The following is an 18,183-nucleotide window of genomic DNA, read 5'->3' on the forward strand; positions in this document are numbered from 1 at the left end:
GTGCCTGTCTCCGTATAGGAGTCCGCCGCGGCTGTCACGCCGGTCGGTATCGGGAGATATTGGGAGAAGGGAAAGGCTGATGCATACCACTAGCACATTCGGGATTATGCCACGCGATTCCTATCAGGAGGGACTGAACTCGCTCCGTGAGGATGTCCTTTATATGTCAGAGATCGTCCTCGAGCGGCTCCGGCTCGGCTTGGATGCGCTCGAACAGAAGGACGAAGAGATGGCCCGAGAAGTTATCGAGGGCGACCACGAGATCAATCAGCTGTATCTCGACCTCGAACAGGACTGTATCGATCTGCTGGCGCTGCAACAGCCGGTCGCGTCCGATCTCCGCTTTATCGCCGCGTCGTTCAAGATCATCACCGACCTCGAACGGATCGGTGACCTCGCCACGAACCTCGGCGAGTACTCGCTGGAGGCCGAACGCGACGTATACCCCGAGGTCGACATCCAGGACGTTGCCGACGTAACCATCGAGATGGTCGAAAACGCGATGGAAGCCTACGGCGACGAGAACGCCGACCAGTGCTACGCCATCGCCGACGTTGACGACGAGGTGGACGAACGCTGTGAGGCCGCCTCGGAGACGGTCGTGCGCGACCTCATCGAGCGGGAGATAGACACCGATTCCAGCGAGGCCGAAATCGAGCAGTTAATGGCCGACGTGTCCCGGCTCCTGCTGACAATTCGTGACATCGAGCGCGTCGGTGACCATGCCGTCAACATCGCCGCGCGGACGCTGTACATGGTCGAGAACGACGACGACCTCATTTACTAGTACCTTTTTACTGCAGGGGGTTTCCTCGCGCCTGCGGCGCTGTGGGAACCCCCTTTGCAAAAATCTACGTTAAAAACGACCTCCGAGACGCGGCCAGGGCCGCGCTCGGAGCGAAACCGCGCTCGCTCCGCTCGCGCGGTATGCGTTAATCACGACAGCCACAGAACCGCGACAGCCACACGCCTCCCCAGCCGACTGCGTTGCTCGGCTCGCTCCGCTCGCCTGTGCGACTCGTCCCTCGCGCTTGCGACGCGGCCGTCGCCGCGACGGCGCGCGCCTGACAGCTATCTTTATTATTGACTGGCTTACTGCGGCGTTTCGGGCGTGCCGTCGCCCACAAGTCCCGAGTCGGTGATGCGGAACTGAGCCGTGTCGCCGGCCGGTTTGGCGCGGTGTTTCTCCAGCGTCGCCCGTCGGTTGCCACCGCGGAACCGGTCCAGACGGACGATTGCGCCCGACCAGTGGTTCAGGGTGTGGCCGCCGAGCGCAGTCGAGCGGTCGCTGTCGGGGTCGGTGAACACTTGATTCGTGTACAGGACGGCGATGTCGTGCTTGCGGGCCAGCGAGAGCAGGTGAGTAATCTGGCGGGCCACGTCCCGGAGCGTCTCGCCGCCGTCCTCGTCGTCGCGGCGGAGTCGATAGAACCCGGTCGCACTATCGAGGACGATGAGTTCGACCTCGGCGGCGAACTCGGCGGCGTCCTGAACGGCCTCGGCCTGCTCGTCGTAGTCCAGCGCCTCCGTAATAATGAGTCGCCCGGCGAGGTCGTCGACGGTCTGGGCGGTCCCGCGAGCGCGGCCGCTGGCGACCTGCTCCATCCGGTCGGCCGAGAGCCCCTCGGTGTCGATGTACAGCGCGGCGTCGCCGGCGGCGGCGACTTCCATCACCGCCGACAGGGCGAAGTTGGTCTTGCCGGCCGCCGGCGGGCCGTACACCTGCGTGACCGCGCCGCGCTCTAACCCACCACCCAGGAGGTCGTCGATAGCGTCACACCCGGTCGGGACGTACTCGCTCACGGGCAGGGGTTGGGCAGGTTCGGATAAAAACACTGGTACCTGACGACACTGCTGTCAGTCGTCCGGAAGCCGTTCGGCCAGCGTCCATTCGACGAGAGACACGTCGTCGATGTCGGCCGTTGCGAACCGGAGGGCTGTCCCCCATCTGCGGGTGATGACGAGCGACTCCGCGTCGAGGTCGTAGGAGTCCAGTTCTTCCCAGGCGTAGAACCGTCTGGCGACAGGGAGTCTGATTTCCAGACCGCGCTCGGTCGCCACGGCGGTTCGGGTTCCGCCCGTCGAGAGGAGAACGAAGCCGGACGGGAACAGCACCTGACTGGTGTACTGGAGCAGGGCGATATCGAACACCGCACCGACGGCGAAGCCGATGGTCGCGACGCCAGCGATGGCTCCGCCGACGTGCAACCGGCGGCGCTGTGCAGACTCGGGCCAGCTCGCTCGCCAGCGGGTCAGCTCGTCCGTGTTCGCAGTGACCGCAGCGGTGTACCGCGTCTGGGCCATGACCGCAGTGGCCATCCCTAGTAGGAACGCCAGCAGGCCGAAAAAGAACGCCAGCACGCCGACGACGCCGGTCGTCGCAAGCGACGCAAAGCCGGCGGCGGCGTACCCGACCGCGATTGCCATCGGGAGCCAGCGTGCGCGAGTCGCGCCGAGCGCGGTGGCCACGGCTGGTCGGTCGGACAGGACCCAGGCCGTCCCAGTAGCCACAGCGGCGAGCGTCCCGATCAGTGCCAGATACAGCGCCCACGACTCCGTGACGCCGAGTTGCTCCAGAAGCAGTACTACTGGTGGTGCCAGTATCAAGCCCAGATACGCGCCGCTGACCCCACCGAACAGCGGGTCGGATTCCGTGTCGTTGTCGGCAGTGCTGGCCCCCTGTCCCATCACCGAACGTTACCGCACCTGTCACAAAAAATCTATTATATGTAACAGGAATAGTCACTACCCCCATCTAGATCTATTCTTGCCTTTCTGGTATCTATCTGGAACGTTTAATTCGTCCTCGGACTCCCACATGTGTAAGTGATCGGCGACCGAAATCGGCCCGTGATTGTCGTCGCCACAGCGGACTTCGAAGTGTACCACGGTGTCGTCAACGAGCTGCGCGACCGTGGTGTGGCGTTTACAACTATCGAACCAGGCGACCAATGGCCCGAGGAGGCGGAGGTCGCGGTCATCGCGGCCGGAGAATCGGTCGAGATACCTGACGGCGTCGACCTTGTGCAGGCGGACCCGGACACACCGCGACGAGCCGTTGAAGCGGTCATTTCGACACTCCGGGGTGGTGACGGTCGCACCGTCATCGGTATCGACCCCGGTGAACGACCGGGTGTCGCGATTCTTCACGGCGATATGGTCGTCGCGGCGTTCCAGGTGCCTGCGGCGGAAATTACCGACATCATCAGCGAGGAAGTCGAGGACGCGGTCGACCCGGTCGTTCGCATTGGCGATGGGGCACGGCTCGTCGGTGCGCGCATCATCGACGAGATTCAGTCCGTGCCGGTGGAACTGGTCGACGAAACGGGGACGACGCCGTATCTCGGTTCTGGCGCACGCGGAATGGGCGACGTGCTGGCAGCGGTCAACATCGCCCGGCTCGACGGCGAGGAAATCGAGAGCCGGACTATCGAGCCCACGGCCGGCGAACTCCAGAAGATCAAGGACCGCTCGCGGGAGGCAAGCGAGACGAACCGGGCGATCAGCGAGGCCCTCGCCCGGCAGGTCGCAACCGGTTCGCTCACCGTCGAGGAGGCACTGGCCGAACACGATAGCGACAGTTCGACTGACGACGAGGGTGACCCCGACGACGAGTAGTGCTACTCTCGGACCAGCTGCTCGGCTCGCTGCATAACCTCACGGACGGGGAGTCCGGTCGTGTCCGCGACGGCCGCGGCGTCGTCGTACTCTGCGCTCACGTCGAACACCGCGCCGTCGGTGTCGCTTGCGACCTTGACCGTGACATCGAACTCCTCGCCGTCGATAGAGAGGAAAACCGTCTCGTACTCCCGGTCGGCGACCCAACGGTGGCCGGCCCCGGACTCGCGCACACCGAGCGTCCCGGTTGCCTCGGCGAGACGGCGCGCGACCCGCTCGGCGTCCTCCGGTCTGCAGATGACCTTGACGATGTGGCCGGGCCGTGACTTCTTCATCGTCGTCGGCACTATCGACACGTCGCGTGCGCCGACATCCGGGAGCGAGCGCTGGAGGTCGCCAAGCACCTCGGGCGGGGCGTCGTCGACGTTCGTTTCGAGGACCGTGATTTCGTCGCGGCGGAGTCGCCCCGCGCCGTCGCCGACCATGGCCCGCAAGACGTTGGGGCGGCTGTCGAGGTCCCAGCCGCCAGCACCGTAGCCTGACGCGTCGACATCGAGCGGCGGCAGCGACTCGGTCCCGTCAGCAATGTGGGCGAGAATCGCTGCGCCGGTCGGCGTCAGGAGTTCCCTGTCGATGGGGCCTCCCTGCAGCGACCAGTCGGCCCGCTCGGCGACCGCGACCACCGCCGGGGTCGGGACCGGGTAAGTGCCGTGGCTCATCTCGACGGTTCCGCCGCCAGTCGCCAGCGGCGTCGTTACGACCCGCTCGATGTCGAGGTCGTCCAGCAGGAGGCAGACGCCGACGATATCGGCGATGGCGTCGTCGGCCCCGACCTCGTGGAAGTGCGTGTCATCAAGGTCAGTCCCGTGGACCGACGCCTCGGCCTCGCCGAGTATCTCGAATATCGCCAGCGCGTCCGTTCGCACTGTCGCCGGCAGGTCCATCTCCCCGACGAGTTCGACGACCTCGGCGTACGTTCGGCTCGGGCCGTGGCCCTCAGCGTGGGTGTGGTCGTGGTCGCCGTGAGTATGTGAATATTCGTCGTCCCCAGCGTGGTCGTGTCCCTCGTCATGGTCGTGGGAGTGAGCATGCGAGTGAGTGCCGTGAGCGTCGTCGTGAGAATCGTCGACATCGTCGGCGTCAGACAGCAGTACTTCGACGCGCGTTGCAGCAATCCCTGAGCGGTCCACCGTGGAGACGGCGTATTCGATGTCCAGCGCGTCCTCAACCGGCGACAGCGCCTCGCGGTCGGCCCCGGCGGCCAGTAGTGCCCCAAGCAGCATGTCGCCGGCGGCACCCATCCGGCCATCGAAAGCGAGTGTTCGCATACCCGAAGAGTCTGGCTGGGCCGGTAAAAGCCCTCTCGCTACAGCCTCACGTCCGTCGGACGATGTGGATGTCGTAGGACTCGCCGTCTGTGACTTCGCCGATGGGGACGACGATGTCTTCGGTGTCGTCGCTACCGAGGAACACGACGCTGGCGTCGACATCGCGGGCAGTTTGTCTGATCGTCGTCGACAGTTCACTGGTGGAGTGGGCGCTCACGTCGTCGTAGCGGAGTTCGGAGTCGTCGGTCGCCTCCTCGATCTTGCGTCGGAGGTCGTCCGCGGCGGTTTCGGCGGCGAAGTCTTCACTGGGGTCGACGCGCCGGCGGCGCTCGGCGTAGTCGGCCCCAGTGGGGATGAACGCGACGGCGACGACGTCCTCGTTAAGCGCCCCAGCGTAGGTGACGGCGCGGTCGAGTGCAGCATCTGCAAGCGGTGACCCATCGAAGGGAACGAGAAATACCATATCGGCGCTATCGCGTCCAGCCTTATGAAACGCGGCGATGGCGGCAGCCTGTGTCACTGCTTCCCAGAACGGAGGCTATTAGGGTGTGCTGTGCGGTGTGTTATTAGGTATCATATAAACCCGTCGCCCTGCGTCTTGGCCGCCGGTAGCATAAAGCATATCTCCGGGGCTACCCGAGTTCGTTGTAAGCAGGCTCTACTATGAACGAAGTCCAATTGGAAGTGGCGAAGGCGTACCCGAACGACTCGGGGCGCGGCATCGCCCGACTCGACCCCGACACGCTGCTGCATCTCAAGCTTTCCCCCGGCGACATCATCGAGATCGAAGGGAGCGATACGACCGCGGCAAAGGTGTGGCGCGCCGACCGGCAGGACTGGAACACCGACACCGTCCGCATCGACGGCTTCACGCGCCAGAATGCCGACGTGGGCATTGGCGAGCGCGTCACCATCCGCAAGGCCGAGGCGGAGAAGGCCGACAAGCTCGTCCTCGCGCCGCCGGAAGAGGCGTCGGTCCAGTTCGGCTCCGACGCTGCCGGCATGGTCAAACGGCAGATCCTCAAGCGGCCGGTCGTCGAGCGCGACATCGTCCCGGTGATGTCCTCGACGAACCACCCGTTCATGCGCTCGCCCGGCCAGGCAATCCCGCTGATTGCCGTCGAGACCGAGCCAGAAGGCGTCTGTCTCATCACCGAAGACACCGAGGTGGAACTCCGCGAGGAACCCATCTCCGGCTTCGAGAAGACCGGCGGCGGCATCACCTACGAGGACATCGGCGGACTGCAAAACGAGATTCAGCGGGTCCGCGAGATGGTCGAACTGCCGATGAAACACCCTCAGATCTTCAAGAAGCTCGGCATCGAGCCGCCACAGGGGGTCCTGCTTCACGGGCCGCCCGGCACCGGGAAGACGCTGCTGGCGAAGGCCGTCGCCAACGAAACCTCAGCTAGCTTCTTCTCTATCGCCGGCCCTGAGATCATCTCGAAGTACTACGGCGAGTCCGAACAGCAGTTACGCGAGATATTCGAGGACGCCAGCGAAGAGTCGCCCTCGATAATCTTCATCGACGAACTGGACTCCATCGCCCCCAAGCGTGAGGACGTGACCGGCGAGGTCGAGCGCCGGGTCGTCGCCCAGTTGCTGACGATGATGGATGGCCTCGAATCGCGAGGGCAAGTCATCGTCATCGCCGCGACCAACCGCGTCGACAGCGTGGACCCGGCGCTGCGTCGCCCGGGCCGGTTCGACCGCGAAATCGAAATCGGCGTGCCCGACGAGGTCGGCCGCGAGGAAATCCTCCAGATCCACACCCGCGGCATGCCCCTCTCGGACGACGTGAACCTCGCCAAGCTGGCGACGGACACGCACGGCTTCGTCGGGGCAGACATCGAGAGCCTGACCAAGGAGGCCGCGATGAAGGCGCTGCGCCGGTACCTCCCCGAAATCGACCTCGACGAGGAGGACATCCCGCCGAGCCTCATCGACCGGATGATCATCAAGCGCGACGACTTCAAAGGGGCGCTCAACGAGGTGAGTCCATCGGCGATGCGGGAGGTGCTGGTCGAACTCCCGAAGGTGTCCTGGGACAGCGTCGGCGGCCTCAGCGAGCCCAAAGAGCAGGTTCAGGAGGCCGTCGAGTGGCCGATGAACTCCCCGGAGAAGTTCGAGCGCATGGGCGTGACGCCGCCCTCCGGGGTGTTGCTGTACGGCCCGCCCGGCACCGGGAAGACGCTCATGGCGAAGGCCGTCGCCAACGAGACGGACGCGAACTTCATCTCGGTCCGTGGCCCGCAACTGCTCAGCAAGTGGGTCGGCGAGAGCGAGAAGGCCATCCGGCAGACGTTCCGGAAGGCCCGACAGGTCGCCCCGACCATCATCTTCTTCGACGAACTCGACTCGCTGGCACCGGGACGGGGCGGGGAGATGGGGTCGAACGTCTCCGAGCGCGTCGTCAATCAGCTCCTGACCGAACTCGACGGGCTGGAGGAGATGGAGGACGTGATGGTCATCGGCGCGACCAACCGCCCGGACATGATTGACCCGGCGCTCATCCGCTCGGGCCGGTTCGACCGGCTGGTGATGATCGGCGAGCCCGACATCGAGGGCCGCGAGCAAATCCTGAAGATTCACACGGACGACACGCCGCTGTCGCCCGACGTGAGCCTGCGCGAACTGGCCGAAGTCAGCGACGGGTTCGTCGGCTCGGACCTGGAATCCATCGCCCGCGAGGCCGCCATTGAGGCGCTCCGCGAGGACGACGACGCCGACGAGGTCGAGATGCGCCACTTCCGGCAGGCCATGGACAGCGTGCGCCCGACCATCACCGACGACATCCGCGAGTACTACGAGCAGATGGAAGAGGAGTTCAGAGGGGGTTCCAGCCCACAGCGTCAGGCCGGATCCGGCGGCCGAATCGGCTTCCAGTAACGCCGGCGCCCTCGATACCTGCTTCTCGCTGCGGTTCGAACGCGTTTTCCGCTTCACCGCTCCCGATCAGCGATGCAGCTTCCGTGGTTGCCCAATATCCGTGTATAATTATTAGATAAACTATACAACCGGTGTTTGTTTCTCCTTTCGAAGCCCCCTTTCGGGTCCCAAGTGTATAGCGGGTGATGTCGAACACTAACCGCGTTTACCGGCTGGCGAAGCGCCCCGAAGGGACCCCCGACCACGATACGTTCGAGCTTTCAGAGGAAGAAATTCCGGACCCGGGACCTGGCGAGGTACTCATCAAGACGCTGTACCTCTCAGTCGACCCGTATATGCGCGACCGGATGCGAGACAGCGAATCGTACGAGGAGCCGTGGGACGTGGGGGACCCGCTCAAGGGTGCAGTCGTCGGTGAGGTCGTCGAATCCAACGGTGCACGCTTTGACGAGGGCGATGTCGTCACCGGCGAGCTAGAGTGGGCGGAGTACGCCACAGCGCCCGGACCGGTGCTTACAGAAGTCAATCCGGAACTTGCACCCATCTCGACGGCGCTCGGTGTCTTAGGGATGCCGGGCCTGACAGCGTACTTCGGCACACGGGACGTCGCGCAGCCCTCCGCCGGCGACACGTTCGTCGTCACCGGGGCCGCTGGGGCCGTCGGCTCCGTTGCAGGCCAGCTCGCCAAGCTCCAGGGGGCACGCGTCGTCGGTTTCGCCGGCTCCGACGAGAAGGTCTCGTTCCTCGAAGACGACCTCGGCTTCGACGCGGGCATCAACTACAAGACGACCGACGACTACCGGGCCGCGCTGGACGAGGCCGCGCCGGACGGCGTCGACGCGTACTTCGACAACGTCGGCGGACCGATTACTGATGCGGTGTTCACTCGACTCAACACCGACGCGCGCGTCGCCGTCTGCGGGCAGATATCGCTGTACAACAGCGAGGAGATTCCGATGGGGCCGCGCAAGCTGACCCAGGTCATCCAGTCCCGGGCAACCGTCGAAGGCCTCCTCGTCTCCGACTTCGAGCCGCGGTTTGAGGAAGCGACGAAGCAACTCGGCCAGTGGGTTGCCTCGGGCGACATCTCCTACCGAGAAACCGTCACCGAGGGCATCGAGAACGCGCCCGACGCGTTCCTCGGGCTGTTCGAAGGCGAGAACATCGGCAAGCAGCTCGTGCAGGTCGCCGAGCGATAGAAAAGAACGAATCCCCGGTTACAGTTCGCCGAGTTTGCGGAGGAGCTGGCCGCGGTACTCCTCGTCGGCCTGAACACCTTTCAGTTCGAGCACGTTGCGCTCTAGCTTGTCGAGTGCGACGTTGAACGCGGTTTCAGCGCCGTAGCCTTCGCCGGAGCCGGCTGCCTGACCTTTGTTGGTCCGCAGGCGGATCTGACACTGGATGAGCGGCGTGCCACGGAGCTTCTCCTTGTGCTCGTGGAACCGGACGTGGGCGTGCTGGACCTGCATTGCCCCGTACTTGTCCGCGACTTGCTCGATGTCGGCCCGGATGTCCGCACGGGAGATGGTGTCGAGCAGTTTGATGTTCGTGATCTGGACGTCCATGTGCTCCTCCTCGGTGTAGGTCAGCGCGCGGAGCACGTCGGTCTTCGTGAGGATGCCGGCGACGTGGGTGTCGTCCTCTTCCGGCGTGACGACGAGGCCGGCGAAGTCGTTTTCCAGCATCCGCGCGACGGCGTCCTCGACGGAGTCGCCGAGCTTCGCCGTCTCAACCGGGCTGCTCATCACGTCGTAGACCGGCATGTCGAGCACGCGCTCTATCTCGCCGGAGCGGTCGCCCCGCGTCGTCTTGTTCATGTCCCGGACGACCACGTCGACGATGTCGTGGCGCGTGACCATCCCGGACAGGCCGTCGTCGTCACCGAGTACCGGAAGCCGGGAGATGCCGTGTTTCCGGAGGAGGTTGACGACCTGCCCGACGTTGGTGTCTTCCGAGACCGTGATGACATCTCGTGTGTAGATGTCCTCGACGCTTAGCGCGTCGAGGTTGTCGAGAACCGCGTCGAGGATATCGTCCTCGGTGACGATACCCCAGAGCTCGCCCGCCTCGAACACCGGCGCGAGCTTGACACCACCCTCGACGAGGACGCGCGCGACTTCGCGCACGTCGTCGGTGCGCTCGACTTTCGGCGCCGAGCGCGTCATCGCCCCCGCTTTCGCGTTGTCCTCGACGTGGGACTGGACCAGCTGTTTCTGCGTGATAACGCCAGCGTAGTCATCGTCTTCCGTGACGATGATACCCTTGGGGTTCTCGCGTTCGAAGATAGACCGGACTTTCCCCAAGCGCTTGTTGGCGTCAACCTCGACAAATTCTCTGGTGGCGATATCAGCAATATCCATCGTTCTTCACAATTCGTAGATTCGACGTGTGGGGTTATCAAGGTTGGTTTAGTCCCCGGAAACCGAGAGACGGACTAAGCTTTACGCCCTTGGATCTAAGGTGGCTGTATGCTGCCTGACATCGGCGTCTTCGGCCCCTACACGTATCTAGTTACGGAGGTAATCTGGGGGAGTATCGCCCTCGTGTTGCTCTGGCGCGCGAACGCCCTCCGGATGGCGGCCAAGACCATCGTCGTGCTCTATCCGATCGCCTATGTCTGGGACTGGTACACGCTCACTGTCGGTGTCTTCGAAATTAAACTCCGGACCGGTGTCGACCTGCTCGGAATCCCAATCGAGGAGCATATTTTCATGATTGTCGTTCCGGCGCTTATTCTCGGCATCCACGAAAACCTCCACGGTCTTTCGTCCGGGTCGAACAGCGAATAGTAAGGAATCCGATATCGTTTTCAGCTGTTAGCTACTTTCGAATCCGCGTTACAACTGGAAGCATACTCGATTACAGATACTGCCAATTTCAGATGTATACGGGCCTGAAGAGTCTATCTGCACTATGCAGACATCTCTCACAGTATCTATATGTGTCAGCCGGGAGTGCTGTCCGATAGCCATGAGTGATACTAATCCGACACCTCACATCGAGCTATATGTCCGGTCGATGTTGCCCGACGGCGCACACGAGCGACAGGAAGCGGTCATCGACCGCCTCCAGACCCTCGACGAGAACGACCACATCGACGGGTTCAACGTCATCGTCTGGGGCAAACAGATCGCACCGCAGTCGGCCGCCGCACGGACGGCGGAAGGCAAGTACATCCTGAACCGGGTCGCCGAGTTCAAGCAGTGGGCACTGAGTCACAATGTCTCCCTGGACTCGTTCTATCAGGACACAACCGTTGATTCAGAAGCAGCGGAGTCGGCATACGACGCCATGGCATTGCCAGTCATGGGGCTGGCTGAATACGACGGCAACGAACTCGTCCACGTCGCACCCTGTACGAAAGACGATATCGTCCACACGATTATGGACCGTCTTGACCGTCTCGAAGTGGGCCAGCCACCCGCGCTCGACCAGGAGGGTGGCGACGTGAGCGTCGTCTAACGTGGAACCTACGAGGACCGCACCGTTTCGATATACGAGTCGAACTCGTCTGTCGTCGATAGCGCTTCGAGTACTTCGTCCGGGTCTCCAGCCAGTTCGTACCCCGGCCGTCCTTTCCCCGTCGGTGACTCCGTCTTTTCGTTGCTCAGCAGCCCCTTATCGGCGAGCTGGCCCAGCACCGAGATGACCTTCTGTCGCTCGACGCCGCCGAATGGCTGTCGGTCGATATCTGCGAGGTGCGCTTTCATTGTCTGTGTCACGTGATAGGAGTGGACTGGCGTCTCACCGGCGGTTTCGAGTTCCGCAACGGCCAGCAGCACGAACTGTTCGAACGCGTCCGCCGACTGGACCTGATCTCTCATATAGATGACTCTAACGCGGTTAGGGCAAGAAACTATGGGACGATTCTGTCGGCCCGTCGGTCTCAGCCCCGCTCTGTCGGAACCGCTGTCTCGGCGACAGCAGGGGGTAACTTCGGCGGATTGTGGTCCACGTCGAGACGAGTTCGCTTGCACAGACTCGGCGGATCGGCGCTAGTAATCGCTGCAGACTCGCTTCGCTCGTCGGTGGCGACGGTAGAAATGGGTTCGATTTTGAACGCTCTGGGCCTCCTCACTCGCTCCGCTCGCAGCCGCATTGTGGAGCTACGTGACCGGGCCATAGACCAACGATTCAGGGGTACGCTATGGCTGAAAAATTACACTCCAGAGCGTTTGATTGAATTGTATCAAGACCACCGGGAAGGAGAAGTTACAGAGAAAACCTTACGCAACAACTGGTCCATCTTCGAGACTTCAGGGGTGGTGTGAGCGTAACGGCATTGAGGACCTGCGGAACCTAGATAGGCTTGAGCTACAGTCATTCTGGGTCCATCTCAAAGAGGGTCGCTCATTGACTACCATCTAAAACCACGCTTCAACTATCCGAGCATTCCTACGGTGGCTTCATAAGCTCAATGTGGTTGAACAGGACCTGTCTAAAGCCCTCGAAGTTCCTGGCCTCTCTGACGGAGAGCGCGCGACGTGATGATTGAACCAGAAACAGGAACGCGCCTCAAGAACGCAGGGGCCGGAGAGCGGAAGCCGTACATTCGAGCTGACTATTGCGATGTATCAGACGACCACATTGAGGCGCGACGGGTTGATGTTCAAGACGAATACGGACGGAACCCTCTCCTTTCCAATCAAAATGGTAGATACCACGTGAATTCGTTTCAGGCGATGGCCTATGCTATGACCCGTCCCTGTTACTACACGAATGATTGTCCTCATGACCGTGACATTGAGGATTGAGGCAGCCCAATACGATTCGGCATCGAGGTGTCCATCAAGCATGTCTCCACACCCTGTGAGGCGAGGTTCTATCACTGACCATCTACGCGAGAAAGATTGGGGGTATGACGATGTATCACAGCGGTTCGACGTATCAGTGAAAGTTCTTAAGAAGCATTACGACAGAACCACCGAAGACGACCGCCGCGACAGGAGAGCATCAAGATACTTTGACAATGAGTCTGGAAATCTATAGTTCTCAAAGTCCCTTATTATAATTACTACTAAGCATATAATAAAATTCGCACCCACTTCCACGGAGACGGTCAGTACAGTAACTACAACTTGCAGGCCACGAAAGCTCTGGTGTTAATCAGAATTAGTTGTAGACGAGACCTACAGCCGAGTTGGGAACAGACCCTCAAAGAGACATTCTACTGATTATCAGTCCTCTGTAACGTCGGTTTCCCCGTGCATCAAGCGAGACACTCCGCGCAGCAACAGGATAATCCCAGCGAGCCCAGCCCCGATGCCGAGTGTATCCACGAAGCCACATGTCTTGCATCTTGAGGCGGTGATTATACTGTATACCGTCCCGTTTTTTTCCACAAGGGCAGTGGCCGATGTGTCTCCAGTTGGATACTCGAAATCTGGTGGTGACTGATTCACCCGGATAAATTCATCAGCACGAAGTCCTTGGTCAAACAACTCTTGACCCTCCTCTGAAAGGTTACTGTACCTGAGCACCTCCTCATCGGGAGAGATATCCGATTCATCCACCTCCGTGACGAGAACTTGGGTTCCCGTATCGGGGGCAACGAAAAGGAGTAGACCAGCTATAATAAACGATACCACTCCAAATATAACGAGAGTTCGGCCACTGAATTGAAATCCTGCTGGTGTACTCATTTTATAGAGTTACTGAAATAAATAGTGTTTAGTATCCGAATTCATCAGCCAAGTTAGCGATTCCGCCTTCCGTGCAAGTAGGTATATTCCTTGTGGATCCGCTGGCGTTCTTACTGATTCAATTGCTTCTTTCGCACGTTTCGTTTTAGCAGGTAATTCAACTCATGGCTGGTGAAAGCAACTCTCTCAGTAGTAATTATGAGCATTGAGGTGCTTTTGCACTTCGGCTTATCAATGCTGTCCGTTAGTAGTTCGAAAGTCATGGGCGGCATGATGAAGAGAGCTTACGTACCTGATTAAATACGCTTATTTCTGATACAATTAATAAATGCAGGCCCGCTGTTGGTGAATTAGGCCCCAACAAGTAATTTAGTGGGTTCGGGCGGATTTGAACCGCCGGCCTCCTCCATGTCAAGGAGGTGTCATAACCGACCTAGACCACGAACCCTCACTGCGAGGTACACCACATTGTTTCCGGCGGGTGTAATTGAAGGTTTCGAATTCCGTATCGCTACGTTGTCTGTTGATTGTCCACACATATCCGTCACCGGGCAAAGGTCCCGATAGGCTTAAGTCAATGTACGGATTTGTACATCACAACACGAAATAGTCCATTGGTGAATACAATGAAAGAGTATATTGAACGCGTCACCGACGGTGAAGACCTGACACAGGACGAGGCTCGGACCGTTGCGACGACTGTCTTCGAGGATGCGACTGAGGCACAGATCGGGGCGCTTCTGACGGCACTGCGGGCAAAGGGGGAGACTGAGGCCGAGATCGCCGGCTTCGCAGAGGGGATGCGCGACGCCGCACGGACCATCCGGCCCGACCGCGAGGGGCTTGTCGACACCTGCGGGACCGGTGGCGACGACTACAACACGATCAACGTCTCGACAACGAGTGCCATCGTCGCGGCCGGGGCCGGCGTCCCTGTCGCCAAACACGGCAACTACTCTGTCTCTTCATCTTCTGGGAGCGCCGACGTACTCGAAGAGGTCGGCGTCGACATCGAGGCCGAACCGCCGGACGTCGAGGAGACGATTGAGCGAGACGGGATCGGCTTCATGCTCGCACCCGTGTTCCACCCGGCGATGAAGGCCGTCATCGGCCCGCGTCAGGAACTCGGGATGCGGACCGTGTTCAATATCCTCGGCCCGCTGACGAACCCTGCCGACGCCGACGCACAGGTCCTTGGCGTCTACGATCCGGACCTCGTGCCCGTGATGGCCGAGGCGCTGGCCCGACTGGATGTCGAGCGGGCGCTGGTCGTCCACGGCGACGGCCTCGACGAGATCGCGGTCCACGGCGAGACGGTTGTCGCGGAGGTCACCGGCGACCGGATCGCGGAGTACACCATCACCCCGGAAGACATGGGGCTTGAGACACACGACATCGAGGACATCGCAGGCGGCGAACCCGCGGAGAACGCGGCCGACCTCCGCGGCATCGTCTCGGGCGAGGTCACCGGCGCGAAGCGGGACATCATCCTCGCTAACGCTGGCGCAGCCATCTACGTCGCCGGCGTCGCCGACACGCACGAGGAGGGGGTCGAACAGGCCCGGCAGGCCATCGAATCGGGCGCGGCGGCCGACAAACTCGACGATCTGATCGGGGCATGACGCGCGTGAAGATCTGTGGCGTGACGGACAGCGCGGACCGCAATGCCGTCGTTACGGCCGGTGCTGATGCGGTCGGCGTCATCCACGGCGTCCCGGTCGACACGCCCCGCGAGGTCGACGAGGAGACCGCCATGCGGCTCGTCGACGGCGTCCCGCCGTTCGTGACGAGCGTGCTGGTGACGATGCCGACGACGGTTCAGGAGGCCGTCAGGCGCGTCGACAGGATCGAACCCGACGCAGTACAGGTCCACGACGGACTCTCGCCGGCAGAGCTCGGAGCCCTCGACAGCCGAATTACCCAGGATATCGTCGCCGTCGTTGAGGCGAACGCGCCAGCCATCGAGGACTATGCCACCCACGCCGACGCCCTGCTCGTGGACTCAGTCGACGCCGACGGCGGCGGCGGCACGGGCGAGACACACGACTGGGAGCGCACGCGCGCGGTTGTCGACTCGCTGGACGTGCCCGTGGTACTGGCCGGGGGGCTGACCCCCGAGAACGTCGCCGAGGCCGTCGAGACGGTCGGGCCGTTCGCCGTCGACGTGGCAAGCGGCGTCGAGCAGTCGGGCGGCCGGAAGGACCACGACGCAGTCGGGCGGTTTGTCCGGAACGCCACGCGGGCGGCGGGGGGCGCGGTATGACCCTCGATATCTCACGCGAGGCGTTCGTCGAGTACGCCAAGGCCGACCGCCCGGTTGTCGTCCGCACCGCTGCCGAACTGAATGTTGATGTGGAGCCACTGACCGCGTACGCGGCGCTGACCGGTCGCACGAGCGACGTGGCGGCAAACGACTACACGTTCCTGCTTGAAAGCGCCGAGAAAGTCGCCTCCAGCGACCCCGACGGCGCGTTCGCACCGGAGACCGACGACCGCCACGCCCGATTCTCCTTTGTCGGCTACGACCCGCGCGCCGTGGTCACGGTGACCGGCGACGAGAGCGACATCGAGGCGTTCGACGAGCGCTACGCCGACCTTGTGACGACGGATGGCGGCGACGTGGTTGATGACCTCCGGGCGGCGATGCCCGACGTGGCGCTGCGGAACTTCCCGGAGATGGACCGCCAGCACCTCGAAGGCGGTCTCGTCGGCTTCCTCTCGTACGACGCTGTCTACGACCTCTGGCTCGACGAGGTGGGCCTCGACCGCCCGGACTCGCGGTTCCCCGACGCCCAGTTCGTCCTCACCACGTCGACGGTCCGGTTCGACCACGTCGAGGATACTGTCTCGCTCGTGTTCACGCCCGTAGTCAGGCAAGGCGAGGACGCCGGCGAGCGCTACGACGAACTGGCCGCCGAGGCCGAACGGGTCGAGAATATCCTCTCGGACCTCGCCCCGCTGGAGACTGGCGGCTTCCGCCGCGAGGATGAGGTTGCCGGGCCACAGGACGAGTACGAGGCTGCCGTCGAGCGCGCCAAGGAGTACGTCCTCTCGGGGGACATTTACCAGGGCGTCATCTCCCGGACCCGCGAGCTGTACGGCGAGGTCGACTCGCTGGGCTTCTACGAGGCGCTCCGGGCGGTGAACCCCTCGCCGTACATGTACCTGCTGGGCTACGACGACCTGACCATCGTCGGCGCGAGCCCGGAGACGCTCGTTTCGGTCGCCGGTGACCACGTCGTCTCGAACCCCATCGCGGGGACGTGTCCACGGGGGAACTCCCCCGTCGAGGACCGCCGCCTCGCCGGCGAGATGCTCGCCGACGGAAAAGAGCGGGCCGAACATACGATGCTCGTGGACCTCGCGCGCAACGACGTGCGCCGGGTCGCCGAGGCCGGGAGCGTCCGCGTCCCCGAGTTCATGAACGTCCTCAAGTACAGCCACGTCCAGCACATCGAGTCGACGGTGACGGGCCGACTCGCCGAAGAGAAGGACGCCTTCGACGCCGCTCGGGCGACCTTCCCGGCGGGAACCCTCTCCGGTGCGCCGAAGATTCGCGCCATGGAGATCATCGACGAACTCGAACGCTCGCCGCGTGGCCCCTACGGCGGCGGCGTCGGCTACTTCGACTGGGATGGCGACACCGACTTCGCTATCGTCATCCGCTCGGCGACGGTCGAAGACGAGGGCGACCGGGACCGCATCACGGTCCAGGCCGGGGCCGGAATCGTCGCGGATTCGGACCCCGAAAGCGAGTACGTCGAGACCGAACAGAAGATGGACGGCGTGTTGACGGCCCTGGAGGAAATCGAGGGGGACCCTGTCCACGCTGGGAGCGACGACACCCCGGAGGAGGTGACCCGATGAGCGCGTCACAGCCGGCCGCCGAGGACGCCGTCAGGGACGACCTTCGGGTGCTGTTCGTGGACAACTTCGACTCCTTTACCTACAACCTCGTCGAGTACGTCTCCGAACACGCAGAGACCGAAGTCGTCCGCAACACCGCGACGCTCGCTGAGGTCGAGGCATTCGACCCTGACGCGATCATCCTTTCGCCGGGTCCGGGCCACCCGAAGAACGAACGGGATGTCGGGGTGACACTGGAAGTCCTCAGGGAAGTCAGTCCTGACGTGCCGACGCTCGGGGTCTGTCTCGGCCTCGAATCGGCGGTGTACGCCTACGGCGGCAGCATCGGGCGCGCGCCGGAACCCATCCACGGCAAGGCGTTTCCTATCGACCACGACGGGAAGGGCGTCTTCGCGGGCCTCGAACAGGGCTTTCAGGGCGGGCGCTATCACTCGCTCATCGCGGCCGATGTTCCCGAGGCGTTCGTCGTCAGTGCGACGACGGAGACCGAAGACGGGACAGAGCTGGTGATGGGCGTCCGCCACCGGGAGTACCCCATCGAGGCCGTCCAGTTCCATCCGGAGTCGGTCCTGACCGCGGTCGGCCACGACGTCATCAGGAACTTCCTCGCCGGTCTCTAGATGACCTGAAAGCCCAGCATTCCGAGTATCCAGAGGACGGCGACGGCGATGATAGCGATGATGACGAGCCGCCACGCCACCTTCATCACGAGCCGACCGACCAGTAGCACCACAGCGATAGCCAGCAAGCCGACGAGTATCGCTGGCGGCGAGAGTGCCCCGAGCTGGAGGAGTGGCAACATAGTACAGATAGGAATGCCCACGGGGAAATACTTCGTG

The 18,183-nt window shown here is 62.5% G+C and carries 18 protein-coding genes and 1 tRNA gene; 10 read left to right on the forward strand and 9 right to left on the reverse strand.

Features of this window, described 5'->3' with window-relative positions; genetic code table 11:
- The first annotated feature begins 106 nt into the window (after window positions 1–106).
- Window positions 107–787: a phosphate signaling complex protein PhoU gene (gene phoU, locus AMS69_RS15160; RefSeq protein WP_053968921.1), complete on the forward strand. Its 681-nt coding sequence runs from the start codon at window positions 107–109 to the stop codon at window positions 785–787.
- Between the two features lie 305 nt (window positions 788–1,092).
- Here the strand turns inward: phoU and radB are convergent, their stop codons facing one another.
- Window positions 1,093–1,803, reverse strand: a complete 711-nt coding sequence (gene radB / locus AMS69_RS15165; protein ID WP_053968922.1) for a DNA repair and recombination protein RadB — start codon at window positions 1,801–1,803, stop codon at window positions 1,093–1,095.
- A gap of 54 nt (window positions 1,804–1,857) precedes the next feature.
- Window positions 1,858–2,688: a hypothetical protein gene (locus tag AMS69_RS15170; RefSeq protein WP_053968923.1), complete on the reverse strand. Its 831-nt coding sequence runs from the start codon at window positions 2,686–2,688 to the stop codon at window positions 1,858–1,860.
- A 162-nt stretch (window positions 2,689–2,850) separates the two neighbouring features.
- Between AMS69_RS15170 and AMS69_RS15175 the strand changes: the two genes are divergently transcribed.
- Window positions 2,851–3,618, forward strand: coding sequence for a hypothetical protein (locus AMS69_RS15175; protein ID WP_053969139.1), 768 nt, complete (start codon window positions 2,851–2,853; stop codon window positions 3,616–3,618).
- A 2-nt stretch (window positions 3,619–3,620) separates the two neighbouring features.
- Here the strand turns inward: AMS69_RS15175 and larC are convergent, their stop codons facing one another.
- Both larC and AMS69_RS15185 read right to left on the reverse strand, forming a co-directional pair.
- Window positions 3,621–4,946: a nickel pincer cofactor biosynthesis protein LarC gene (gene larC / locus AMS69_RS15180; protein WP_053968924.1), complete on the reverse strand. Its 1,326-nt coding sequence runs from the start codon at window positions 4,944–4,946 to the stop codon at window positions 3,621–3,623.
- Between the two features lie 46 nt (window positions 4,947–4,992).
- Complete coding sequence (locus AMS69_RS15185) at window positions 4,993–5,409, reverse strand: universal stress protein (RefSeq protein WP_053968925.1); 417 nt, start codon at window positions 5,407–5,409, stop codon at window positions 4,993–4,995.
- Window positions 5,410–5,609: 200 nt separating this feature from the next.
- On the opposite strand from AMS69_RS15185, the gene AMS69_RS15190 reads away from it, so the two are divergent.
- The gene (locus AMS69_RS15190; protein WP_053968926.1) at window positions 5,610–7,835 is read left to right on the forward strand and encodes a CDC48 family AAA ATPase; all 2,226 of its coding nucleotides are present in this window, start codon (window positions 5,610–5,612) and stop codon (window positions 7,833–7,835) included.
- Between the two features lie 185 nt (window positions 7,836–8,020).
- The gene (locus tag AMS69_RS15195) at window positions 8,021–9,034 is read left to right on the forward strand and encodes an NADP-dependent oxidoreductase (RefSeq protein ID WP_053968927.1); all 1,014 of its coding nucleotides are present in this window, start codon (window positions 8,021–8,023) and stop codon (window positions 9,032–9,034) included.
- A gap of 18 nt (window positions 9,035–9,052) precedes the next feature.
- Here AMS69_RS15195 and AMS69_RS15200 read toward each other — a convergent pair whose 3' ends face one another.
- Window positions 9,053–10,195 (reverse strand): CBS domain-containing protein, encoded by a 1,143-nt coding sequence (locus AMS69_RS15200; protein WP_053968928.1) that lies wholly within the window; start codon window positions 10,193–10,195, stop codon window positions 9,053–9,055.
- 108 nt (window positions 10,196–10,303) lie between these two features.
- Here AMS69_RS15200 and AMS69_RS15205 point away from each other — a divergent pair, with 108 nt between their 5' ends.
- Both AMS69_RS15205 and AMS69_RS15210 read left to right on the forward strand, forming a co-directional pair.
- On the forward strand, window positions 10,304–10,624 hold the full coding sequence (locus tag AMS69_RS15205; RefSeq protein ID WP_053968929.1) for a lycopene cyclase domain-containing protein: 321 nt from the start codon (window positions 10,304–10,306) through the stop codon (window positions 10,622–10,624).
- 181 nt (window positions 10,625–10,805) lie between these two features.
- Entirely contained in the window at window positions 10,806–11,297 is a 492-nt protein-coding gene (locus tag AMS69_RS15210; protein ID WP_053968930.1) for an HTH domain-containing protein, read from the forward strand.
- 8 nt (window positions 11,298–11,305) lie between these two features.
- Here the strand turns inward: AMS69_RS15210 and AMS69_RS15215 are convergent, their stop codons facing one another.
- From AMS69_RS15215 to AMS69_RS15230, 3 genes are all read right to left on the reverse strand, one after another.
- Window positions 11,306–11,659, reverse strand: coding sequence for a hypothetical protein (locus AMS69_RS15215; RefSeq protein WP_053968931.1), 354 nt, complete (start codon window positions 11,657–11,659; stop codon window positions 11,306–11,308).
- Window positions 11,660–13,012: 1,353 nt separating this feature from the next.
- Window positions 13,013–13,477 (reverse strand): hypothetical protein, encoded by a 465-nt coding sequence (locus AMS69_RS15225; protein WP_053968933.1) that lies wholly within the window; start codon window positions 13,475–13,477, stop codon window positions 13,013–13,015.
- 373 nt (window positions 13,478–13,850) lie between these two features.
- Window positions 13,851–13,925 (reverse strand) — tRNA-Val (locus tag AMS69_RS15230).
- Between the two features lie 178 nt (window positions 13,926–14,103).
- On the opposite strand from AMS69_RS15230, the gene trpD reads away from it, so the two are divergent.
- The 4 genes from trpD to trpG are packed head-to-tail and all read left to right on the forward strand — an operon-like array spanning window position 14,104 to window position 17,964.
- Window positions 14,104–15,099 (forward strand): anthranilate phosphoribosyltransferase, encoded by a 996-nt coding sequence (gene trpD, locus AMS69_RS15235; protein ID WP_053968934.1) that lies wholly within the window; start codon window positions 14,104–14,106, stop codon window positions 15,097–15,099.
- Window positions 15,096–15,740, forward strand: a complete 645-nt coding sequence (locus AMS69_RS15240) for a phosphoribosylanthranilate isomerase (protein WP_053968935.1) — start codon at window positions 15,096–15,098, stop codon at window positions 15,738–15,740. Before trpD ends, AMS69_RS15240 begins: the two co-directional genes overlap by 4 nt.
- On the forward strand, window positions 15,737–17,344 hold the full coding sequence (gene trpE / locus AMS69_RS15245) for an anthranilate synthase component I (protein WP_053968936.1): 1,608 nt from the start codon (window positions 15,737–15,739) through the stop codon (window positions 17,342–17,344). The genes AMS69_RS15240 and trpE overlap by 4 nt, the downstream gene beginning before the upstream one ends.
- Complete coding sequence (trpG, locus tag AMS69_RS15250; RefSeq protein ID WP_053968937.1) at window positions 17,341–17,964, forward strand: anthranilate synthase component II; 624 nt, start codon at window positions 17,341–17,343, stop codon at window positions 17,962–17,964. Before trpE ends, trpG begins: the two co-directional genes overlap by 4 nt.
- On the opposite strand, the gene AMS69_RS15255 is transcribed toward trpG, so the two are convergent.
- A complete protein-coding gene (locus AMS69_RS15255) occupies window positions 17,961–18,146 on the reverse strand; it encodes a hypothetical protein (protein ID WP_053968938.1) in 186 nt (61 codons plus the stop codon). The genes trpG and AMS69_RS15255 overlap by 4 nt on opposite strands.
- Window positions 18,147–18,183 lie beyond the last annotated feature (37 nt).

The organism is Haloarcula rubripromontorii (assembly GCF_001280425.1).
Lineage (GTDB): Archaea > Halobacteriota > Halobacteria > Halobacteriales > Haloarculaceae > Haloarcula > Haloarcula rubripromontorii.

Excerpts from the sequence above, each read along its gene's own strand:
- AMS69_RS15185 (WP_053968925.1), bottom strand. The coding sequence starts at position 5,409 with ATGGTATTTCTCGTTCCCTTCGATGGGTCACCGCTTGCAGATGCTGCA.
- trpG (WP_053968937.1), top strand. The coding sequence starts at position 17,341 with ATGAGCGCGTCACAGCCGGCCGCCGAGGACGCCGTCAGGGACGACCTT.
- AMS69_RS15190 (WP_053968926.1), top strand. The coding sequence starts at position 5,610 with ATGAACGAAGTCCAATTGGAAGTGGCGAAGGCGTACCCGAACGACTCG.
- larC (WP_053968924.1), bottom strand. The coding sequence starts at position 4,946 with ATGCGAACACTCGCTTTCGATGGCCGGATGGGTGCCGCCGGCGACATG.
- AMS69_RS15205 (WP_053968929.1), top strand. The coding sequence starts at position 10,304 with ATGCTGCCTGACATCGGCGTCTTCGGCCCCTACACGTATCTAGTTACG.
- AMS69_RS15200 (WP_053968928.1), bottom strand. The coding sequence starts at position 10,195 with ATGGATATTGCTGATATCGCCACCAGAGAATTTGTCGAGGTTGACGCC.
- phoU (WP_053968921.1), top strand. The coding sequence starts at position 107 with ATGCCACGCGATTCCTATCAGGAGGGACTGAACTCGCTCCGTGAGGAT.
- AMS69_RS15240 (WP_053968935.1), top strand. The coding sequence starts at position 15,096 with ATGACGCGCGTGAAGATCTGTGGCGTGACGGACAGCGCGGACCGCAAT.
- trpD (WP_053968934.1), top strand. The coding sequence starts at position 14,104 with ATGAAAGAGTATATTGAACGCGTCACCGACGGTGAAGACCTGACACAG.
- AMS69_RS15225 (WP_053968933.1), bottom strand. The coding sequence starts at position 13,477 with ATGAGTACACCAGCAGGATTTCAATTCAGTGGCCGAACTCTCGTTATA.
- AMS69_RS15195 (WP_053968927.1), top strand. The coding sequence starts at position 8,021 with ATGTCGAACACTAACCGCGTTTACCGGCTGGCGAAGCGCCCCGAAGGG.
- trpE (WP_053968936.1), top strand. The coding sequence starts at position 15,737 with ATGACCCTCGATATCTCACGCGAGGCGTTCGTCGAGTACGCCAAGGCC.
- AMS69_RS15255 (WP_053968938.1), bottom strand. The coding sequence starts at position 18,146 with ATGTTGCCACTCCTCCAGCTCGGGGCACTCTCGCCGCCAGCGATACTC.
- AMS69_RS15170 (WP_053968923.1), bottom strand. The coding sequence starts at position 2,688 with ATGGGACAGGGGGCCAGCACTGCCGACAACGACACGGAATCCGACCCG.
- AMS69_RS15215 (WP_053968931.1), bottom strand. The coding sequence starts at position 11,659 with ATGAGAGATCAGGTCCAGTCGGCGGACGCGTTCGAACAGTTCGTGCTG.
- AMS69_RS15210 (WP_053968930.1), top strand. The coding sequence starts at position 10,806 with ATGAGTGATACTAATCCGACACCTCACATCGAGCTATATGTCCGGTCG.